16 protein-coding genes are annotated in these 18,352 nt (G+C 72.7%); 7 read left to right on the top strand and 9 right to left on the bottom strand.

What is annotated here, in order from left to right; all coding sequences use genetic code 11:
- The first annotated feature begins 12 nt into the window (after positions 1-12).
- The 5 genes from ID574_RS04740 to ID574_RS04720 all read left to right on the top strand — a co-directional run bounded on the left by ID574_RS04740 (position 13) and on the right by ID574_RS04720 (position 5,077).
- Entirely contained in the window at positions 13-1,131 is a 1,119-nt protein-coding gene (locus ID574_RS04740) for a magnesium and cobalt transport protein CorA (RefSeq protein ID WP_188187483.1), read from the top strand.
- Between the two features lie 35 nt (positions 1,132-1,166).
- A complete protein-coding gene (locus ID574_RS04735) occupies positions 1,167-1,895 on the top strand; it encodes a hypothetical protein (RefSeq protein WP_188187482.1) in 729 nt (242 codons plus the stop codon).
- A 241-nt stretch (positions 1,896-2,136) separates the two neighbouring features.
- The gene (locus ID574_RS04730) at positions 2,137-2,712 is read left to right on the top strand and encodes an RNA polymerase sigma factor (RefSeq protein ID WP_188187481.1); all 576 of its coding nucleotides are present in this window, start codon (positions 2,137-2,139) and stop codon (positions 2,710-2,712) included.
- On the top strand, positions 2,705-3,469 hold the full coding sequence (locus ID574_RS04725) for a hypothetical protein (RefSeq protein WP_188187480.1): 765 nt from the start codon (positions 2,705-2,707) through the stop codon (positions 3,467-3,469). Before ID574_RS04730 ends, ID574_RS04725 begins: the two co-directional genes overlap by 8 nt.
- Positions 3,470-3,523: 54 nt before the next feature.
- Entirely contained in the window at positions 3,524-5,077 is a 1,554-nt protein-coding gene (locus ID574_RS04720) for a heparinase II/III domain-containing protein (protein ID WP_223166373.1), read from the top strand.
- On the opposite strand, the gene ID574_RS04715 is transcribed toward ID574_RS04720, so the two are convergent.
- Genes ID574_RS04715 through ID574_RS04700 form a run of 4 tightly spaced genes read right to left on the bottom strand, consistent with a single transcriptional unit; the run spans position 5,050 to position 8,819 of the window.
- Positions 5,050-6,150 carry an FAD-dependent monooxygenase gene (locus tag ID574_RS04715; protein ID WP_188187479.1) on the bottom strand — a complete coding sequence of 367 codons (1,101 nt, stop codon included), beginning with the start codon at positions 6,148-6,150 and terminating at the stop codon, positions 5,050-5,052. The two genes, ID574_RS04720 and ID574_RS04715, sit on opposite strands and share 28 nt — an antisense overlap.
- Positions 6,151-6,171: 21 nt before the next feature.
- Positions 6,172-6,915: a maleylpyruvate isomerase family mycothiol-dependent enzyme gene (locus ID574_RS04710; RefSeq protein ID WP_188187478.1), complete on the bottom strand. Its 744-nt coding sequence runs from the start codon at positions 6,913-6,915 to the stop codon at positions 6,172-6,174.
- A 10-nt stretch (positions 6,916-6,925) separates the two neighbouring features.
- The gene (locus tag ID574_RS04705) at positions 6,926-7,756 is read right to left on the bottom strand and encodes a fumarylacetoacetate hydrolase family protein (RefSeq protein ID WP_223166372.1); all 831 of its coding nucleotides are present in this window, start codon (positions 7,754-7,756) and stop codon (positions 6,926-6,928) included.
- A 22-nt stretch (positions 7,757-7,778) separates the two neighbouring features.
- The gene (locus ID574_RS04700) at positions 7,779-8,819 is read right to left on the bottom strand and encodes a cupin domain-containing protein (protein ID WP_188187477.1); all 1,041 of its coding nucleotides are present in this window, start codon (positions 8,817-8,819) and stop codon (positions 7,779-7,781) included.
- A 49-nt stretch (positions 8,820-8,868) separates the two neighbouring features.
- Between ID574_RS04700 and ID574_RS04695 the strand changes: the two genes are divergently transcribed.
- Positions 8,869-9,621 (top strand): IclR family transcriptional regulator, encoded by a 753-nt coding sequence (locus ID574_RS04695; RefSeq protein WP_188187476.1) that lies wholly within the window; start codon positions 8,869-8,871, stop codon positions 9,619-9,621.
- Positions 9,622-9,645: 24 nt separating this feature from the next.
- Entirely contained in the window at positions 9,646-10,476 is an 831-nt protein-coding gene (locus ID574_RS04690; protein ID WP_188187475.1) for a Clp protease N-terminal domain-containing protein, read from the top strand.
- Between the two features lie 213 nt (positions 10,477-10,689).
- Here the strand turns inward: ID574_RS04690 and ID574_RS04685 are convergent, their stop codons facing one another.
- Genes ID574_RS04685 through ID574_RS04665 form a run of 5 tightly spaced genes read right to left on the bottom strand, consistent with a single transcriptional unit; the run spans position 10,690 to position 18,244 of the window.
- Positions 10,690-11,646, bottom strand: a complete 957-nt coding sequence (locus tag ID574_RS04685; protein WP_188187474.1) for a winged helix DNA-binding domain-containing protein — start codon at positions 11,644-11,646, stop codon at positions 10,690-10,692.
- 50 nt (positions 11,647-11,696) lie between these two features.
- Entirely contained in the window at positions 11,697-13,949 is a 2,253-nt protein-coding gene (locus ID574_RS04680; RefSeq protein ID WP_188187473.1) for a transglutaminase TgpA family protein, read from the bottom strand.
- Positions 13,946-15,028 carry a DUF58 domain-containing protein gene (locus tag ID574_RS04675; protein ID WP_188187472.1) on the bottom strand — a complete coding sequence of 361 codons (1,083 nt, stop codon included), beginning with the start codon at positions 15,026-15,028 and terminating at the stop codon, positions 13,946-13,948. Before ID574_RS04675 ends, ID574_RS04680 begins: the two co-directional genes overlap by 4 nt.
- Positions 15,028-16,071 carry an AAA family ATPase gene (locus tag ID574_RS04670; RefSeq protein ID WP_223166371.1) on the bottom strand — a complete coding sequence of 348 codons (1,044 nt, stop codon included), beginning with the start codon at positions 16,069-16,071 and terminating at the stop codon, positions 15,028-15,030. The genes ID574_RS04675 and ID574_RS04670 overlap by 1 nt, the downstream gene beginning before the upstream one ends.
- Before the next feature lie 13 nt (positions 16,072-16,084).
- A complete protein-coding gene (locus tag ID574_RS04665) occupies positions 16,085-18,244 on the bottom strand; it encodes a fibronectin type III domain-containing protein (RefSeq protein ID WP_188187471.1) in 2,160 nt (719 codons plus the stop codon).
- Between the last annotated feature and the right edge of the window lie 108 nt (positions 18,245-18,352).

Below are 18,352 nucleotides of genomic sequence, written 5' to 3'. Positions count from 1 at the left end.
TCTGGAGGGTGCATGGCCAGGGTCAGGGGCTTCAGGCGCGGCCGCGACGTACGCGAGGAGGCGCCCGAACACTCGATGGACCCGCGTGCCACGGAGGAGCCCCCGTACCGGCCGACGGTCATCGACAACGCGATCTACCGGGACGGCGAACGCGTCGACAACCCCGGCTCGCTGGCCGACGCCTTCCAGCGTCTCAAGCAGATGCCGGACAGCATGGCGTGGATCGGGCTCTACCGGCCCAAGGAGTGGGAGTTGGTCAAGCTCGGCGAGGAGTTCGAGCTCCACGAGCTGGCACTGGAGGACGCCATCGTCGGCTCCCAGCGGCCCAAGGCCGACCGGTACGGCGACACGTTGTTCGTGGTGCTGCGCGCCGCCCGCTACCTGGACGATGTGGAGGAGGTCGCGTTCGGCGAGGTGCACGTCTTCGTCGGCGCCAACTTCGTGATCACCGTACGGCACGCCGAGGCGCCGGACCTGCAGGCCGTGCGCAAGCGGATGGAGTCCGACCCCGAGCTGCTGCGCCAGGGCCCGCAGGCCGTGCTGTACGCGATACTCGACGCCGTGGTCGACGGCTACGCGCCGGTGGTGGCCGGGTTGCAGAAGGACATCGAGGAGATCGAGGTCCAGGTCTTCGGCGGCGACCCGTCGGTGTCGCGGCGGGTGTACGAGCTGTCCGGCGAGGTCATCGAGTTCCAGCGGGCCACGGCGCCGCTCGTGGGGATGATCAACGCGTTCATCGCGGGGGCTCCCAAGTACGGGCTGAACGACGAGCTGCAGAGCTACCTGCGGGACGTGGCCGACCACGCGATCACGGTGACCGAGCGGATCTCGTCGTTCCGCCAGATGCTGCAGGACATCCTCGTCGTCAACTCGACGCTGGTGACGCAGGCGCAGAACGCGGAGATGGCGAGGATGACGGAGGCGAGCATCAGGCAGGGCGAGGAGGTCAAGAAGATCTCCGCCTGGGCGGCCATCCTCTTCGCGCCCACTCTGGTGGGGACCATTTACGGGATGAACTTCGACTTCATGCCGGAAACGCACTGGGCGCTGGGCTATCCGTTCGCCATCGTCCTGATGGCCGCCGTCTGCTCGCTCCTCTACATGGTGTTCAAACGCCGGGACTGGCTCTAGCGTCCGGCGTTCGCCGGGCCCTACGATCCAGCCCCATGATCATTCGCGTATTAGCGGGGACGGCCGCCGATCTCGTCCTCCTCTCCGGCACGGCCCACGCCGAACCGGTCAAGGGCGCCCCTGAGCTGACCCACAACGAGCTCTACAAGGCCCCCAAGCTCGCCAAGGTGGCCTGCAAGCTGAACAAGGGCACGAGCAGCGCCTCGACCAGGAAATACGTCACCAAGCTCGTCGGCTGCCTGAACATGGCGTGGAAACCGGCCATCAAGGATTTCCAGCCTGTGGAGATGAAGTTCAAGGACGCGTCCGACAAGGAGCACTGCTCCACCGGCATGGAGTTCTCCGGCTCTTTCTCGGAGATCTGCGGCACGGTCATTCGCGTGCGGGTGGCCGATGACTGGATCAAGGCCAAGGACGATCTCAAGGTGTTCACGTCCATCGTCAGGACATGGGGCGAGGTCGTCACCGGGCAGACCGGCATCGTGCAAGCCTGGTGGGGGCTTGAGAACGGCGCGTCGGAATCGGTCATGGAGGAGCACAACCGCCGGTACGACCTGCAGATCGACTGCTTCACGGGCGTGTCGGCGAAGAGCCTGGGGCGGGTGGTCAAGGACTGGAAGCCGGTGATCAAGGTGCCCGACTTCTGGCGGAACAGGTTCCAGGGCAAGCCGGCCAACCGCCTGTACTGGATGGAGAAGGGATACAAATCGGGCAAGCCGGGCGCGTGCAACACGTGGACGGCGCCCTCTTCCAAGGTCGCCTGACGACTCCGGATGTAACAGTTCAGGACTCGTCATCGCCGGGTGGCGCAATGCGCCGGGGCCCGGTCTGTTCACCGCGCCCCGGCAGACGCGGCCCGGCAAGCCGCGTTACGCGCCTGCCCGCTGCTCTGGGGCGCGCAGATTCCTGAACCGGACCCACCGTTTCCTGATCTAAGGAACACGTGAAAGCAAACCGCTGCATCGGGTGATATCCAATGACCACTGCTACACCGGAAGGCAGCACATGACGGGGGAGACCATCGCGACCACGGTGCCCTGGGCCGCCCGCGCGCCGGGGGCCCTGGACGCCGAGGGGTTCGCCGAGGTGTTCGGCGCCTACTTCGGCGAGATCCACACCTACGTCGCCCAGCGGCTCGGCCCCGACAACGCCGAGGACATCGTCGCCGAGACGTTCCTCACCGCGTTCCGCAAGCGTGCCTCCTACGACCCGTCCCGCGCGGCGGTGCGCACCTGGCTCTACGGGATCGCCACCAACCTCATCGGCAAGCACCGGCGCCTGGAGGCCCGCACCCTGCGCGCGCTCGGCCGCTGCGGCCCCGACGCGGACGCCCCGGGCCACGAGGACACGGTGGCGGGCCGGGTCAGTGCCCAGAGCCTGCGCCCGGAGCTGGCCGCCGCCCTGGCCGGGCTTGACCGGCGCGACCGGGACGTCCTGCTGCTGGTCGCGCTCGCCGGGCTCAGCCACGACGAGATCGCCACCGCGCTCGGCATCCCGTACGGCACCGTCGGCTCGCGGCTGAACCGCGCGAGGAAGAAGCTGCGCGCCCTGCTCGGCGAGGCGGTGCTGGTCCGTGGATGACCTGGAGCTCGTCCGCGACCTGTACGGCCGGCCGCGACCCGGTCCGCACGCCCAGGACCGGGTGTGGCGGCGCGTGGTGGCCCGGCGGCGGCGCCGGCGGCTGTCATGGCTGATGATCCCTGCCGTGGCGGCCACGCTGGCGCTCGTCTTCGCCATGACTCAGCCTCCCGCGCCCGGGAAGTCGATCCTCCTGGCGGCCGCCAGTTCGGCCGCCTCCGGGCCGGCCGGGACGTACTGGCACGTCAAGAAGCTGCACGACGGCGGCAGGGAGACCGAGCTCTGGGTGACCAGGCAGGGCCAGGCGTGGACCGCCGAGCAGGGCCGGGTGAGCCGTGTCACGGGCCGGTCGCCGTTCAGCATGGCCGGGCGGGACCTGACGTTCCAGCAGATCCAGAGCCTGCCCGCCGAGGCCGGCGCGCTGCGTGAGCGGGTGGCCGCGATGCTGCCCGCCGGCTCGGAGGGGCTGCTCGCCGACGCGCTCAGCGGCCTGCTGTGGACCAAGCCGTCGGCCCCGGCGGTCCGCGCCGCCGCCTATCGCGCGATCGCCGAACTCCCCGAGGTCCGCTACCTCGGCGCCCGTACGGACGCGCGGGGCCGTGCCGGCGAGGCGTTCTCCTACGACCTGCCCTCCGGCGTCCAGCGGACCCTGATCATCGACCCGGACACCTCGCAGGTGCTGTCCAGCACGGACGCCGGTGGCCGCTCCGAGATCGTCCTCGACGCCGGCTGGACCGACCGGGGTCCGGCCCTCCCGTAGCCCTTCCGCAGCGCGGCGCGTGGGTCTCGCGCGCCCTGAAACAGGAGCCGCGACGTGTTCTGGCGTGCCCGCACGACCTCAGGCAGGGCCATCTGCCTGAGCGACCAGTTTCCCGGGATCAAGGTGGAGGAGGTGATGCGCGGCCGGGTGACGTTCGTCGGCCTGCCGCCGGTCGACCTGGGCACGGACGTCGACTGGACCGCGAACCCCCACGGCAACCGCTCGTGGGCGCTCAACCTGCACGCGCTGCGCTGGGCGGGCCGCCTCGTCGCCGAGTACGAGCGGACCGGCGAGCCCGCGTACCTCGACAGCGCCTCCGCCCTGATCGCCCACTGGATCCGCGAGAACCCGCGCGACCGCCCCGGCGTCAGCCCGTGGGCGTGGGCCGAGCACGCGGTCGCGCTGCGCGCCCCCGCGCTGGTGTGCCTCAGCGAGCACGTACGCACCCCCGCCCTGTGGGACAGCCTGGCCGAGCACGGCGAGATCCTCGCCGACCCCTCGCTCTATCGCCAGGGCCACAACCACGGCCTGGACCAGGACATCGCGCTGCTGGTCGTCGGCTGCCGGCTCGGCCGGGCACGCTGGCGCGACCTGGCGATCCGCAGGATGACCGCCTCCGCCGAGCTGGCCATCGACGCCCAGGGCGTGCTGCACGAGCAGGCCCCCCGCTACGGCCTGTACGTGCACCGCCGGCTCGGCGTGGCACTCCGGGCGATCCGCGAGAGCGGCGCCGAGCCGCCGCAGCGGCTGGTGGCCAGGCGGGCGGCGCTGGAGGCGTACATCGCGCACGCCACCCAGCCCGACGGCCGCCTCGTCTCCATCGGCGACAGCCCGGCCGACGCCCGCGCGGACGGGTTCCGCCATGAAGGGCCCGTGGTGCGGGTGTTCGAGGGAGGCTACGTCTTCGGGCGGACCGCCTGGGACGATCCGCGTTCCGCCTACTACTCGATCAGGTTCGGCCCGGGGCGGCGGCTGCACGGGCACGAGGACCACCTGGGCGTCACCTACATGGCTCAGGGCCGCCGCATCCTCGTGGAGGCGGGGTTCCATTCGTACGAGCGGACCGGGTTCGTGGAGTGGACCCGCTCGCCGCAGGCCCACAACGTGCCCGTCGTGACGGGGGTTTTCAAACCCGGCAAGGCCACCCGCCTGATCGGCTCCTCGATCGGCCCGTCGCGGCAGTCCTTCGAGCTGGCCGACGACGCCTACGGGGTGACGCGGACCCGGCGCGTCCTGGTCGGCCACGGCCCCGACCTGATGGCCGTGCACGACTCCGTCGCGCGCGGGACGTTGCGGAGCCTGTGGCACTTCGACCCGGCGCTGGAGGTGGTCTCCCGGGGCGACGGCAGGGTGGTGCTCGGCGACGGGGACTGGCGGGTGACGCTGCTGCACTTTCCCGGGGCCGGGCAGGCGGTGCGCCCCGGGCTGGTCTGTCCCGGGTACCTGCGTACCGCGGAGGCGGTGACCGTGCTGTCTCCCGAGGCGGCCGGCGTGCTGACGGTGATCGTGCCCGGCGCCGACGCGCCCCGGGTGTCCGTGTCGGGAGACGTCATGACCGTCCACACGCCGGGCGGCCCCGTTCAGCTCCCATACAGCCAGTCGACGTAGGTGTGGCTCGACAGGTCCCTGGTGCGGAACAGCTCGTTGCGCAGCACCCTCGCCACCCCGTCGACGTGCCAGATGTCGCCCCACAGCCGGGCCGTGGTCTGGACGCGGGCCGTGCGCGGGACGCGGATCTCCTGGTACGCGGCCAGCGCCCGGTCCCAGTCGCCGCCCGCCGACTGCTCGGCCAGGACGTGGGCGTCCTCGATCGCCTGGCAGGCGCCCTGGGCCAGGTACTGCAGCATCGGGTGGGCCGCGTCCCCGAGCAGCGCCATCCGGCCCTGTACCCACGTGCCGACGGGCGGCCGGTCGAGCATGGGCCAGTGGCGGTCCCGCCACAGGTAGGGCAGGCCCTTGCCGATGTCGGCGCAGCAGCCGCCGAAGACCGCTTCCAGCTCGCCGGGACCGCGGAAGACGGCCACCTGGTTGAGCAGCTCGCCGCCACGCAGCGCGTACTGGACGAAGTGGCACTCCGGGCCGAGGTAGGCGACCACGTCCGCGGTGTCGAAGTCCCCAGGAAGCGAACACGTCCCCCTATAGGCGACATATCCGGAATCTTCGGGTTGATCGGGCACGAGCTGCGCCCGCAGCGCCGACTGCAGCCCGTCCGCCGCCACCACCACGTCGCCCTCGTGCACCGACCCGTCCGCGCAGTGGGCCCGCGCCCGCCCGCCCTCGGTCGTCACCCGTTCGACGTACTGTCCGTTCACCAGCTCCACGCCGGCTCCGGCACACGCGTCCAGCAGGATCGCGTGCAGATCGCTGCGGTGCACCACGACGTACGGCGCCCCGTACCGCTCCCGGAACCCCTCCCCCAGGTCCAGGTGCGTCAGCTCCTCACCGGTCAGGGCGTCGCGGAAGACCAGCCGCCGCGGCAGCACCCCCGCCGCGACCACCCGGTCGAGCAGGCCCCATGCGGCGAGCACGCGGGTGGCGTTCGGGCCGAGCTGCAGACCCGCGCCGACCTCGCCGAACTCCGCCGAACGCTCCAGCACCCGCACCGACCGCCCGGTCCCGGCCTGTGCGAAGGCCGCCGCCAGCCCGCCGATGCCGCCACCGACGACCAGCACTTCACTCATCGAAAAGAGCTCCCTCGCCCCTCACAACCAGCGGCCGATGGCGGGGGCGCCGGGCGCAGGGGCAGAGCCGCGCCCCGTGAGCCAGGCGGCCAGCTCGGCGGCGGTGCCCCGCACCTCCGGTACGGCATCGGCCTCGGGCGCCCGCACGGGACCGGACCCCGCGGACGGCGGCGCCTCGGCCGGGGCCGGGACGCGCCAGACCGCCTGCCCGCCGGCCTCGCTGTCGGTCGCTCTGTCGGTCGCTCTGTCGGTCGCCGTGAGCACCATCGCGGGCCCCTGGCCGCGCATCCGCCACAGCCCGACCACGTCGCCCACCAGCGCGTCCACCAGCTCACCGGGAAGATCCTCGAACCTTCCGCCCAGGTCGACGCCGTGCACCCACACCTCGCGCGTCCGCATCCAGACGATCTCGGTGGCGGGCACCACCCGTCCCTGGGCGGTACGCACCCGTGCCTCCCACTGGGCCTCGCTCAGCCGCCACAGGTCCGCCCGCAACTCCACGGCGGTCTCCTTCACCAGGCCCGCGAGCTCGGCGCCGGACAGCCGCCCGGCCAGCTCCTCGATCTCGGCGTCCCGCGCCTGGGGCGAGGCGTACATGGGCCGCTCCTCACCGGTGCGCGCCCAGTGCGCCAGCCGCCCCAGCGCCCGCGCGTTGGCGGCCACGTGCGCCGCCACGTGCCGTCCCGTCCACCCGGGCAGCGCGCTCCCCCGATCGAGGTCGACCGCCTCCACCCAGGACTCGAAGTACGCGGTGCCCGCATCCATCCAGCCGAGGTCAACCACGACGGCGCGCCGTGTTCACCAGCTCCCCGACCCCGGAGACGCGCGTGACGACCTTGCTGCCGTCCGTCAGGTACCGGGGCGGTTTGCGCGCGTGTCCGACGCCCCCCGGCGTGCCGGTGGCGATGACGTCCCCCGGCCGCAACGTGAGGATCTCGGACAGGTACGCGATCAGCTCGGCGGGCGGGAACACCAGGTCGCCGACGTCCGCCTGCTGCACCAGCTCCCCGTCCACCTCGCACGCCAGGGTCGTCTGCTCCACGTCCACCTCGTCGGGCGTCACGAGGAAGGGCCCGAACGGCGTGGTGGCCTCGAAGGTCTTCCCCTGGAGCCACTGCAGCGTGCGGTACTGGTAGTCCCTGGCCGTCACGTCGTTGAGCACCGAGTAGCCCGCGATGCACGCCGCCGCCCGCTCGGCGGGGACGTTCCGTGCGGTCTCACCGATGATCACGGCCAGCTCCGCCTCCCAGTCCACGGCCTCGGACACGGCGGGCAGCACGATGTCGTCGTACGGGCCGACCAGCGCCTCGGCGAACTTCGCGAACACCGTCGGATGCTCCGGCAGCTCACGCCCCATCTCCAGGATGTGGGTGCGGTAGTTGAGCCCCACGCAGATGATCTTCCCCGGCCGGGGCACCACGGGCGCGAGATCGGCGGTGGACAGCGGATGCCTGGGCCCGTCGGCGGCGGCCGCGATCCGCCGCCACTGGGGATCGGCCAGCAGCGCCCCCACGTCGGGCGCGCCGATCTCCACAGCATGGTCGCCGTCGATGCGGGCGGCCGTCGTGCGGCGCGGCAGCCGCAGCGTCGCGAGTTTCACGCGCATCCCTCTCCGTTGGTCGCGATGCTCATACGAGCTCCTCCCGGTATTGGCGCAGCCCCTCGAAAACGGGTGTGTCGGCGAATCGGAACAGGTCGAAACGGGTCTCCGCGCGGAACGACCACGCGCACCACGACGGCACCACAACGAGGTCGCCCCGCCCCAGCCGCCGCTCCACGCCGTCGAGCGTGACCGATCCCTCCCCGTCGAACACCTGGTACACCGACGAGCCCACCTCCCGCCGCGCGGCGGTCGAGGTGCCGGCCCGCAGCCGGTGGAACTCGGCCCTGATCGTCGGCATCACGTCGCCGCCGGTGGTCGGGTTGGTGTAGCGGACGGCGGCGTGACCGGGCTCCAGGACTCCCGGATGCCCCTCGTCCTCCAGCGCGAGCTGCTCCTCCAGCGCGCGGTCCGTGTGCTCCCAGCGGTAGGCGGCGATCGGCGAGCTGGGCGTGGCGGCCAAGGCGGACACGGGCCGCAGCCCGGGGTGCGCCCACAGCCGCTCCGACCGCGACACGCTCGGCGTCGTGCTGTCGGTCACCTGGTCGGGGCCGAACTCGAAGAACGAGGTGTCGGTGTAGTGCACGAGCGGGATGTCCAGCCCGTCGATCCAGGCCATGGGCGCGTCGGTGGTGTTGTGGTGGCCGTGGAAGTGCCAGCCGGGCGTCAGCAGGAAGTCGCCGCGCCGCATGGCCACCGGGTCGCCGTTCACGACGGTCCACACGCCCTCGCCCTCGACGACGAAGCGGAAGGCGTTCTGGGTGTGGCGGTGCTCGGGGGCGACCTCGCGCGGGCCCAGGTACTGGATGGCCGCCCAGAGGGTCGGCGTCGCGTACGGCACCCCGTCCAGGCCGGGGTTGGCCAGCGCGATCGCCCGGCGCTCGCCGCCCCTCCCGACGGGCACCAGCTCGCCGGCCCGCTCCGCCAGCGGGTAAAGGGTCTTCCACTCCCACACGTGGGGCCTGGCCTTGGGCTTGGGATGCATCGGCATCAGGTCGCCGACCTGGGTCCACAGCGGAATCAGGTTCTCGGCCGCGAAATCGGCGTACAGCCTCTCCTCCGGGTTCATGGACCCCACGCTAAGGGAGCCGTTCTTTATACGGCACTACTATTCTGCTATGAAGAACAAGCCCGCGTACGCCCTCGGCTCCGTCGACAACGTCCTGCTGCTCCTGCACATGCTGCGCGACCAGGGCCGCCTCAAGGTCTCCGACGTCGCCAGGGAGCTGGGCATCGCCCGCTCGACCGCGCACCGCCTTCTGGCGATGCTCGTGTACCGCGACTTCGCCGTACAGGACGAGCACCACACGTACCTGCCGGGCCCGTTCTTCGCCTCCATGCCGGCCGGGGCGGGCGGCTCGGCCCTGCGCGAGCTCCGCGCCAGGATCAGGCCGGTCATGGAGGCGCTGTGCGCGCGGGCCGGTGAGACCGTGAACCTCGTGATCAGGGTCGGCACGGAGGTGCGCTTCGTGGACAGCGTGGAGTCCTCGCAGGTGCTCCACGTGGGCGACCGGAGGGGCACGATCCTGCCCGCGCGGCTGGCCTCCGGCGGCAAGGTCCTGCTCGCTGCCCTGCCTTCTCACCAGCTGTGGGAGCTCTACCCCGATCTCACGGCCCCGGAGCGCGCCGCGCTCGCGCGCGAGCTCGACGAGGTCAGGGCCCGTGGCTACGCGCTGAACATCGAGGGGACCGAGCGGGGAGTCTCGGCCATCGGCGCCGCCCTGCGCGACGATCGCGGCACGGCGGTCGCGGCGCTGTCGATCTCGGCCCCGTCCGCCCGTTTCGGACCGGACCGGGTGGCGTCGTTCGCCAGGGAGCTCCGCCTGGCGATCGCCGAAGGCGAACAAGCCCTGGCAAGTCTCGACCTATAACCCCAATGGGGTTATAGTGGGGGCATGCCGAAGATCAATGTGTATCTGCCGGACGAGCTCGCGGAGGCCGTCAAGCAGGCCGGAATCCCCGTGTCCGCGGTCTGCCAGCGAGCGCTGGAGCAGGCCGTGCGCCGGGTCACCGCCATCAGGCAAACCGTTCTGACCGACCTCAACCTGGACGTCCCGACCGGGGCGCTGACCCATCTGACGGCCAGGACGCGCACCGTGCTCAAGCTCGCCGCCGAGCAGGCGGGGCCAGACGGCCGCGTCGGCACCGAGCACCTGCTAGACGGCATGCTTGCCGAGGGCGGCAACCTGGCGCTGCACGTGCTACGTGCCATGGAGATCGACCTTGACCAGCTGAAACGCGACCTCGCCCGCCACCAGCCGCCACCAGCCGAGCGGTCCGGCGCTCGGGCAGAGCAGCCCGGCACGGAGGCCGAGCAGTCCGGTGCCGGGGCCGAGCAGCCCGGCACGGAGGCCGGGACTCCCGCGGCCGGAAGCTTCAGCGCGCCGGCCGCCAACGCGCTGGAGTTCGCCGTCAACGAGGCGATCTCGCTCGGCCACAACTACGTCGGCTGCGAGCACCTCCTGCTCGGCCTGGTCGCCGAGCCCGACGGCACGGCCGGCCAGGTCCTGCGCGCCCTGGGCGCCGACTCCCGCCTCACCCGCCGCGCCGTGGTGGCCGCCCTGGCCGGCTACGTCCACCTCCGCGCCCAGACCCAGCAGGCCGCCCCCGCCCCTGCCCAGGGTCAGGACCAGGCGGCGATGCTGTCGGCTGCGCTCAGGAACGAGCTCCAGCCACTCGTCCAGCGCCTGGAACGGCTCGAAGAGCACGTGGGCCTGAACTCCTGAGGGGCCTGCGGTGAACCCCGTCACCCGCCGGCGCGCGCTCACCGCTCTCCGCGTCGCCCTCGCGGCCGCGATCGTCGTCGGCCTGGTGATAGGAGCACTGTGGTGAGCCCCATCGCCACCGCACATCCACTACGGCGCGCCGCCGCCCCACCGGCGGCGCGCCACTCGACACCTCGCTCGGCGGCGCTCCGTCCGTGATCACCCGCGGGACCGTCAGGGCTCCCGCGGAGCCAGGAAGCGGCGCACGTCGGCGGTCTCGTCGGCGAGCGGCCCTTCCGGCAGCTCCTCGAACGGGCGCACGCTCACCTGCGCGCCCTTCCTCCCCCACACGCCCTTGACCAGGCCGTCCACCAGCACGACCGGCCGCAGCACACCGCCTCCCGGGAACACCTCCCTGGCATGCTCGGCCGCGAGGATCGGGTCCCTGCTCCGCCAGCCCATCAGGTACTCGTCGAACGCGGGCGCGAGCCGCACCACCGGCCCCTCCTCGGCGGGCGGCGGCGGGGCGGCGCTCAGGCGCCAGGCGGCGCGGGCCTCGCCGAGCGGCAGCCCGGACCAGGCGGCCAGGTCCTCGGGGGTGGCGGGGTGGTGGGCGCGGCGGTAGCGGGTGGCCAGCTCCTTCAGTGCGCGATCGCGGTCGGGCTCGGGGACGACGGGGGCGCCCAGCCAGTCGGCGGCGTGCACGTACGTGGGCTTGCCGGCGCGGGGCGGGCCGAGCACGGCCAGGCCGTGGTACGCGGCCAGCGCCACCAGGTGCACGACGCCCTGGCCGCGGGCCCTTCCGGCCAGGCGTTGCTCCAGGTCGGCCTTGGTGAGCGGGCCCTGGCCCTCGAGCGCCCCGGCGATGAGCGGGAGGAGGTCGTCGCCGGTGACGCCCTCTTCGGCGAGGCGGCGCAGGATGTTCGTGTCGCGCCTGGTCAGGGCGTGGATCCAGGGGAGGTCGTCGGCGTGGGTGAAGTGGAGCGTGCCGCGCGGGCCCCAAATTCTGACGATCTCGCGGGCGTGCCAGGCCGTGTCGATGTCGGCCCGGGTGAGGGTGGCCGAGCGGGCGCGGAAGGCGAGGAGGGCGGACGGGATGTCCTGGGCCTGCATCGCGGCCAGCCGGCGGACGATCTCGCCCGCCGACAGGCCCGGCGGGCGGTGCAGGAGCTGCGCCTCGACGCTTCTCACGCGCGGCGTCATCGCGGGAGAGGCCTGGGCAGGCGGGCGGTCGCGGGGCGTCATCGCAGCAGGAGGCGTCTGCGCAGGCGGGCGGTGAAGGGGGTGGCGGCGCGTACGGCCCTGCGGACGGCGTCGCTGCGCTGCCAGGCGGCGGTGGCGGCCTCGTCGGTGACGGCTTCGGGGGCGTACCGAACGAAGTTGGATATATCAGCTAACGGCCGGAGATGAGCCGAAATGTTGCCTGATTGTCGGGCGACGACGTCCTCTGCCGTCAGGGCGTGATCGCCCTTGAGCCCCAGGTCATCGCAGGCCTGCCGCCACGCCCCGAGCACCCGCTGCTCGGGCCCCGGGCCCCGGCGACGGCTCCGCCTGCGCCACCACGGCAGGGTCACGACCACTCCGGCGTACGCCACCAGCAGCCCGCCGCCCACCGCCACCGCGATGACCCACGGCGACAGCCCGCTCCCCTGGTCCCCGCCGTCTCCCGTGCCCTGCGGCCGGGTGTTCTCCGGCCGGTCGCTCCCCCCGCCCCGCGTGAACTCGCCCTCCAGCTTCTCGCTCTCCTCGATGGCCGCCGACACGACGTCGTGGTCGTCCTTGGCGCCGCTGCGCCCGGGCGTCGGATAGAACGGCCGCCAGCCCAGCCCCTCGAACTTGATCTCCGCCCACGCCATCACGTGTCCCGACTTGACGTGATAGACGCCGCCGGACGTCTGCCCCGGCCGGAACCCCACGACCACCCGCGACGGCAGCCCGAGCGTCCTGGCCATGAGCGCGAACGTGGTCGCGAACTGCTCCGACGTCCCCCGGTGCGTGGTCTGCAGGAAGAACTCCAGCCCCTTGAGCGAGTGCCCCGGGGGCGCGGTGACGTCGTAGCGGGCGTTGGTGCGCAGGTAGCTCTGCAGCCGGTACGCCTGCCGCATCGGCTCGTCGGCGCCCTTGACGGCCTCCTGGGCGAGCTTGCGGAACAGCGCCTTCTGCGGGCCGTCGGGGAACGAGGTCAGGCTCGGGTCGTTCACCGGCGCGGCCGCCAGCAGGTCCTCCTTGGAGGGCCTGGGCACCCGGGAGGTCACCTCGTAGCTGAACCCCTTGGCCGGCTTGCTCCCGGCCAGGAGCGCCCCGCTCTCGGGGTCCACCACCAGCCCGCGCACGCCGCTGACCCGCTCCGGCCGCTCGGCCGCCGGCAGCCAGGTGCCGGGCAGGCCGTCGAAGGTCACCTTCTGCCGTACGACGTCCGCCTCGCCCGTCCACTCGCCCTCCGGCACCCGGCCGCCGGTCGGCTGGAAGCGGGCGCCGGAGGTCCAGCGAACGCCGTCGTACCGGTCGAGCACGGCCAGCCGCCAGTTGAGCGGCTTGTCCGAGGTGACGGTGAACAGCGGCCTGTCCGGGATTTGCAGCCAGGCCGAGACGCGGTCCAGCGGGCTGACGCTGTCCACGCGGACGGGCGGGGGCAGGTCGGCGTGGTCGCGCGGGTTGTACGGCTGCGCGGCGATGGGCAGCAGCGGGCCCACGACCATGGCCAGGACGGCCAGCGCGGCGGCCGCCGGGAGACCGGCGAGCAGCCAGACCGGGGGGCGGTCGTCGCGGAGCGTGGCCAGGGCGGCGATCAGCACGAACAGCGTGCCGGCCACCGGAAGGCCGGAGCCCTCGCCGTCGACGCCGAGCAGGAGCGCCACACCGTAGACGAGGAGGGCGGGGAGTGCGGCGGCGACCCTGGTCCTGGTGCGGGTGAGGATCTCGGCGCCCGTCGTGGCCGCTGCCCAGACGAGTGTGTGGACGAGGATGAGCAGGTGGGGGTCCGGCTGGGCGGGGAGAAGGGTGGTGAGCAGGGCGTGCCAGGAGTTCGCCACGTCGGCGAACAGGGCGGGCTCCAGGCCACGGTAGAGGGGGACGGTGCCGGCGAACCAGAGGATCACGTCGAGGGCGAGGGCCAGCCAGAGGGGGCGCCTGGCGGTGAGCGCGGCGACGACCGCCGGGCCCACGGCGGCGGGGACGATGGCGAGAAGCAGTTCCATGCTCGGGAAGACCCGGTGAAACCCCCAGCCCGCGACCCCGGCGACGGCCGCCACGAGCCCGAGCCCGACCAGCCTCCGCCACAGCGCCGCCGCCGCCACGCCCGTCCCCGGCACTTCCCTGCCCGCCTGCCGTCCAGCCGCTCGCCGTCCGCCCTTCCGCCCGGCCGCGTGCCCGGTCCCGCCTGCGGCGGATCCGGCCGGCGACGCGCTGGCCAGGCCGTATCCGCCTGCCGCATGACCGCCTGGCCCGGTGCCGGGCAGGCCGGCATCCGAGGGGTTGCCGTGGTGGTGGGTCATCGGGACCCCCAGGCGAGCGGCAGCGCGTCGAGCGAGGTGATCGGCAGGACCGTGACCCCGGGGACCGAGACCGGTTCCGTGCCGACGTACACGCAGATGACCCGGTCGAAGCGGCGGCGGACGCCCGCGGCCCGCCCCGCCTCCGCCGGGTCCCCCGTGACCAGCACCAGGGACCCTCCGCCCCGCGCCAGGCGCATGGCCTCGCCGACGCCCGCCGTGCCGCCCCGGACGACGGCGAGCCGGTCGAGCACGGCCTCGGCGTCGGACTTGGTGTCCGGCAGAGGCCCGTCACCCGTGATGACGCGGATCGGGAAGCCGGCGCGGGCGGCGGCGACGGCGACCGAGGCGGCGGCGTCCACCGCCAGCTCGTCGAGCGTGTCCCGCGTGTCGAGCACCACCGTCGTGGTCGGCAGGCTGGCGTCGATGAGCTGGCGGACCATCAACGTCCCGGTGCGGGCGCTCGACCGCCAGTGGACGTGCCGAAGGTCGTCGCCGACGACGTACTCGCGCAGGGTATGGAACGTGACCGTGCCGCTGGGGGCGTTGTCACTGGTCGGTCCCTCGAGATGGTGGGCCTTGCCGGACGGGGGCACGGGCAGCGCGACGGTGCGGGGCCGGACGAGGAGCGTGGCGGGGCGGCCGTACTCCCTGACCCGGCGCGTCAGCCCGAACGGGTCGGCCCGCACCAGCGTCAGCGGCCCGACCGGCATCTCCCCGCGCACGTCCGTGGGCAGCGGGTACGACACCGTGCGCCCCCCGTTCCTGGGCAGCCTCGGCAGGTCGACGGTGTGCCTGGCCTCGCCGATCCGGTCCTGGGCCCGCAGCCCCGACAGCCCGCGGCGACCGAGGTTGGTGACGCTCAGCACCGCCACGGCCGCGTCCCCGCGCGGCACCTTGAGCGGCGTGACCTCGCGATGCACCTCCAGCCGCGGTTTCGGCGCGGTCCACACGATCGCGCCGGCCAGCGCCAGCAGCCCGCCGGTGGCCAGCACGACCGGCTCGGGGTAGCCGAGCGCGAACCCCGCCGCGTACAGCACGAGGGATCCGGCCAGCGTGCCCCATCCCAGGGGAGTCAGCATCAGGCCGCCTGCGGCACCGGCATCCCGGCGAGGAGTTCGCCGAGCACGGCCGCGGCGGTGATGTCGCGCAGCTCGGACTCGGGCGAGAGGATCAGGCGGTGCGCGATCACGGGCACGGCCAGCGCCTTCACGTCCTCCGGCACCACATAGTGGCGCCCGGCGGCGGCCGCCTTCACCCGGGCGGCGCGCAGCAGCGCCAGGCTTCCCCGGGGGCTGGCGCCGAGCCGCAGATGCGGGCTGGTACGGGTGGCCGCGCACAACGCCACGATGTAGTCGTAGACCGGGTCGGCCACGTGGATGCGCGAGGCGAAGTCGATCATCCCGGCCACGTCGGAGCCGCGCGCCACCACGGGCAGCCGTTCGACCTGCGGCCCCGTCGGCATGCCCTTCAGCACCTCGACCTCGGAGACGTGATCGGGATAGCCGACGGAGATCTTCATGAGGAAGCGGTCGAGCTGGGCCTCCGGCAGCGGGTACGTGCCGTCCATGTCCACCGGGTTCTGCGTGGCCACCACCAGGAACGGCCTCGGCACCGGATGCGGCTCGGCGTCCACCGTGACCCGCCGCTCCTCCATGACCTCCAGCAGCGCGGCCTGCGTCTTCGGCGAGGCGCGGTTGATCTCGTCGGCGAGCACGATGTTCGCGAACACGGGGCCGTGGTGGAACTCGAACTTCTGGTGCGCCTGGTTGAAGATCGAAACGCCGGTGATGTCGCTGGGCAGCAGGTCGGGCGTGAACTGGATGCGCCGCCACTCCGCGTCCACGCTGGCCGCGATGGAGCGGGCGAGCGTGGTCTTGCCGGTGCCGGGGACGTCCTCGATGAGCAGGTGCCCCTCGGCGAACAGGCAGATCAGGGCCAGCTCGATGGCCTCGTGCTTGCCGCGGATGATCCGCTCGATGTTGCCGGCCAGCAGCTGGAAGCGCTGGGCGAACTGCTGCGCCAGCGCCGCCTGCTGCTGCGGCGCCTGCTGGACGGGTTGTTGCTGCTGCTGGTACGGCTGCGCGGTCTGCTCGAACGGGTCCTGGTAGTGGTACTGGGTCAACTGAGTCCCCCTCTCAGTCGGTGCACTCGAAGAGCGGTCCCTCGGGGAAGCCGCCGTCCGGGGTGGCCACGAGAGTGTCGTTCAGGTAGCCGTTGCCGTACTGGCTCTCGACCCGGTTCCAGATGTCGCTGGACGCGCCGTTGGAGGGGTCGGTGTAGTTCTCGCCCTTCACCTGGCAGATCACGGTCAGCGTGATGTACTGCCCCTTCGGGATGCTTCCGGCTTCTCCGGACTTGGAGGGTCCGGGCCGGATGAGGGTGTTGGTGTCGTCGTTGCTCTTGTTCTGGTACTGCTGCCGCGGATAGGCCAGGTCCACCTCGGTGGTGGCCACCTCCGGGCTCTCCCCCGCCGCGTTCTTCGCCTTGAGCTTGAACGCGTGCTTCGTGTTGTTCTTGAGCCCGTCCACGGTGAAGGACGTGCCCTTGATCGAGTTGTTCGTCGCGGCGCCGGTCAGCTCGTACGTCGTGCCGTCGCCCGCGTTCTCCGGGGCGTTCCACGTCAGCTCCGCGCCCCGGTTCTTGGCCTTGGCCGCGAAGCCGGTCGGCGCGCCCGGCGCCACGCACGGCTTGGCCCCGGCGCTCGGCTGGGACTCGACCTCGCCGCCCGACCAGTGGGCGACCACGACGAACGTGTACTCGTTCGCGCAGTCCCCGCCCGTGAACTCGAACCGGTACGGCCCGTCCGCGTCCACCGACTGCGGCTCGGCCCGGCCCGTGCCGGACGTCTTGAGCGTGTACCGCTCGACCTTGCCGCCGGTTGACGGGCTGAAGGTCACGGTGACCTTGCCGGGGCCCGAGCGGGCGGTCACGGCCCCGGGCGCCGACGGCGGGCTGGGGGTCGGCGACGGAGACGGGGTCGGGGACGTGCTCGGGGTCGGGCTCTCCGTGGGGGTGGGCGACTTGGTGGGCTCGCGCGTCGGCGTGGGCTCCTCGGTCTCGCGCGTACGTGTGGGACGGGGAGCCGTGGTGGTCTTGACCGGGTCGGGCTGCGGCGGGGCGTCGGTGTTCGTGGGCACGTCGCGGGGCGTCTGGCGGGGCTTGGGCGTGTTCGTCGGCCCCGGCACGTCCGAGTCGTCCTTGTCCACGTCGTGCTTGCGGCCCTCCGGGTCGATGACGACGGCGCGGTCGCCGTTCTCGTCGTTGGCCCAGAGCAGGCCGTCCTTGACGAACACGTCCACCGGGCCTGGCCCCTCGGCCACCTGGAGCGTCGTGGGGCGGCCGCCGGCCGCGCTGTCCCAGACGATCAGTGCGCCGGTGCTCTGGTCGGGCACGTACACCTTGGTCCCGAGCACCTGCGGCACGCCGAGCTTGGCCGGGTCGTCGGCGGTGAACTTGGTGCTGAGCACCGAGTTGGACGAGGTGTCGATCACCACGAGCAGGCCCGAGTCGCCGGCCGTCAGGATCGGCACCAGCGAGCCCTCGGTCGCGGCCGGGGTGAGCGCGCCGCCCTTGGCGGCCTGGGCCACGCCCTTGGGCAGCGTGATCTCGCCGACGCCGCCGTCCGCGCCGACGATCGTGGCGGTGGCGCCCCTGGTGTTGACCACGACGGGCAGGCCGCCCGCGATCGTGACGGACAGCTCCTCGCCGGGCTCGCCGACCTTGAGCGGGCTCGTCGCCTGGCCCTCGGTCACCGGGACGACCTCGCCCTTCGCGGTGACCGGCACCCACAGCCGGCCGCCGCCGTCGATGCGGGCCGCGCCCAGCGGTCCGGGCAGAGTGATCGGCGCGCCGACGGAGTTGAGTGTGGCCGGGTCGATCTCCTGGACCGTGCCCTTGGCCGGGTCCACCGCGTACGCGGAGTCGTCGGACACGGCCAGCTGCAGGCCGGCGGCGCCGAAGTCGCGGGTCTGGGCGACGGTGAGCTGGCTCGGCTCGACGCGGCTGACGAACCCCGTGTTCTCGTCGACGAGCAGCACGTGCCCGCCGTCCTGCACCACGCGCAGCCGGCGGCCCGCCTTGTCGTCGAGGTAGCCGTCGACCTCGCCGGACAGGCCGTTGACGTGCACGATCTTGCCTCTGGCCTTGGTCCAGAGCCATGCGCCGACGTCGGCCAGCTTGGGGTTGGCGCTCGAGACCCCCACGCCGAACCACGCCGCCGCGGCGACCAGGATCGTGGCCGCCACCCCGGCGATCACCGCCGTGGCCCGGTCGCCCCGGAGCCCGGGGATACGCATTCGTCACTCACCCCGTACATACGATTACTTAACGTTTGCCCCCGTATTACCGGGCATCACCCTAGCGTCCAACCGTCCCATATGCGTGCGTACCGGCTGGTAGCCGTT

Origin of the sequence: Nonomuraea sp. SYSU D8015 (genome assembly GCF_008065375.1) — a bacterium.
Taxonomy (GTDB): domain Bacteria; phylum Actinomycetota; class Actinomycetes; order Streptosporangiales; family Streptosporangiaceae; genus Nonomuraea.
The sequence above is the reverse complement of the archived record's forward strand: the minus strand, read 5'-3'. Positions and strand labels throughout refer to the sequence as shown.

Excerpts from the sequence above, each read along its gene's own strand:
- ID574_RS04675 (WP_188187472.1), bottom strand. The coding sequence starts at position 15,028 with ATGCTGACTCCCCTGGGATGGGGCACGCTGGCCGGATCCCTCGTGCTG.
- ID574_RS04710 (WP_188187478.1), bottom strand. The coding sequence starts at position 6,915 with ATGGATGCGGGCACCGCGTACTTCGAGTCCTGGGTGGAGGCGGTCGAC.
- ID574_RS04735 (WP_188187482.1), top strand. The coding sequence starts at position 1,167 with ATGATCATTCGCGTATTAGCGGGGACGGCCGCCGATCTCGTCCTCCTC.
- ID574_RS04705 (WP_223166372.1), bottom strand. The coding sequence starts at position 7,756 with ATGCGCGTGAAACTCGCGACGCTGCGGCTGCCGCGCCGCACGACGGCC.
- ID574_RS04695 (WP_188187476.1), top strand. The coding sequence starts at position 8,869 with ATGAAGAACAAGCCCGCGTACGCCCTCGGCTCCGTCGACAACGTCCTG.
- ID574_RS04690 (WP_188187475.1), top strand. The coding sequence starts at position 9,646 with ATGCCGAAGATCAATGTGTATCTGCCGGACGAGCTCGCGGAGGCCGTC.
- ID574_RS04680 (WP_188187473.1), bottom strand. The coding sequence starts at position 13,949 with ATGACCCACCACCACGGCAACCCCTCGGATGCCGGCCTGCCCGGCACC.
- ID574_RS04700 (WP_188187477.1), bottom strand. The coding sequence starts at position 8,819 with ATGAACCCGGAGGAGAGGCTGTACGCCGATTTCGCGGCCGAGAACCTG.
- ID574_RS04715 (WP_188187479.1), bottom strand. The coding sequence starts at position 6,150 with ATGAGTGAAGTGCTGGTCGTCGGTGGCGGCATCGGCGGGCTGGCGGCG.
- ID574_RS04730 (WP_188187481.1), top strand. The coding sequence starts at position 2,137 with ATGACGGGGGAGACCATCGCGACCACGGTGCCCTGGGCCGCCCGCGCG.
- ID574_RS04665 (WP_188187471.1), bottom strand. The coding sequence starts at position 18,244 with ATGCGTATCCCCGGGCTCCGGGGCGACCGGGCCACGGCGGTGATCGCC.
- ID574_RS04740 (WP_188187483.1), top strand. The coding sequence starts at position 13 with ATGGCCAGGGTCAGGGGCTTCAGGCGCGGCCGCGACGTACGCGAGGAG.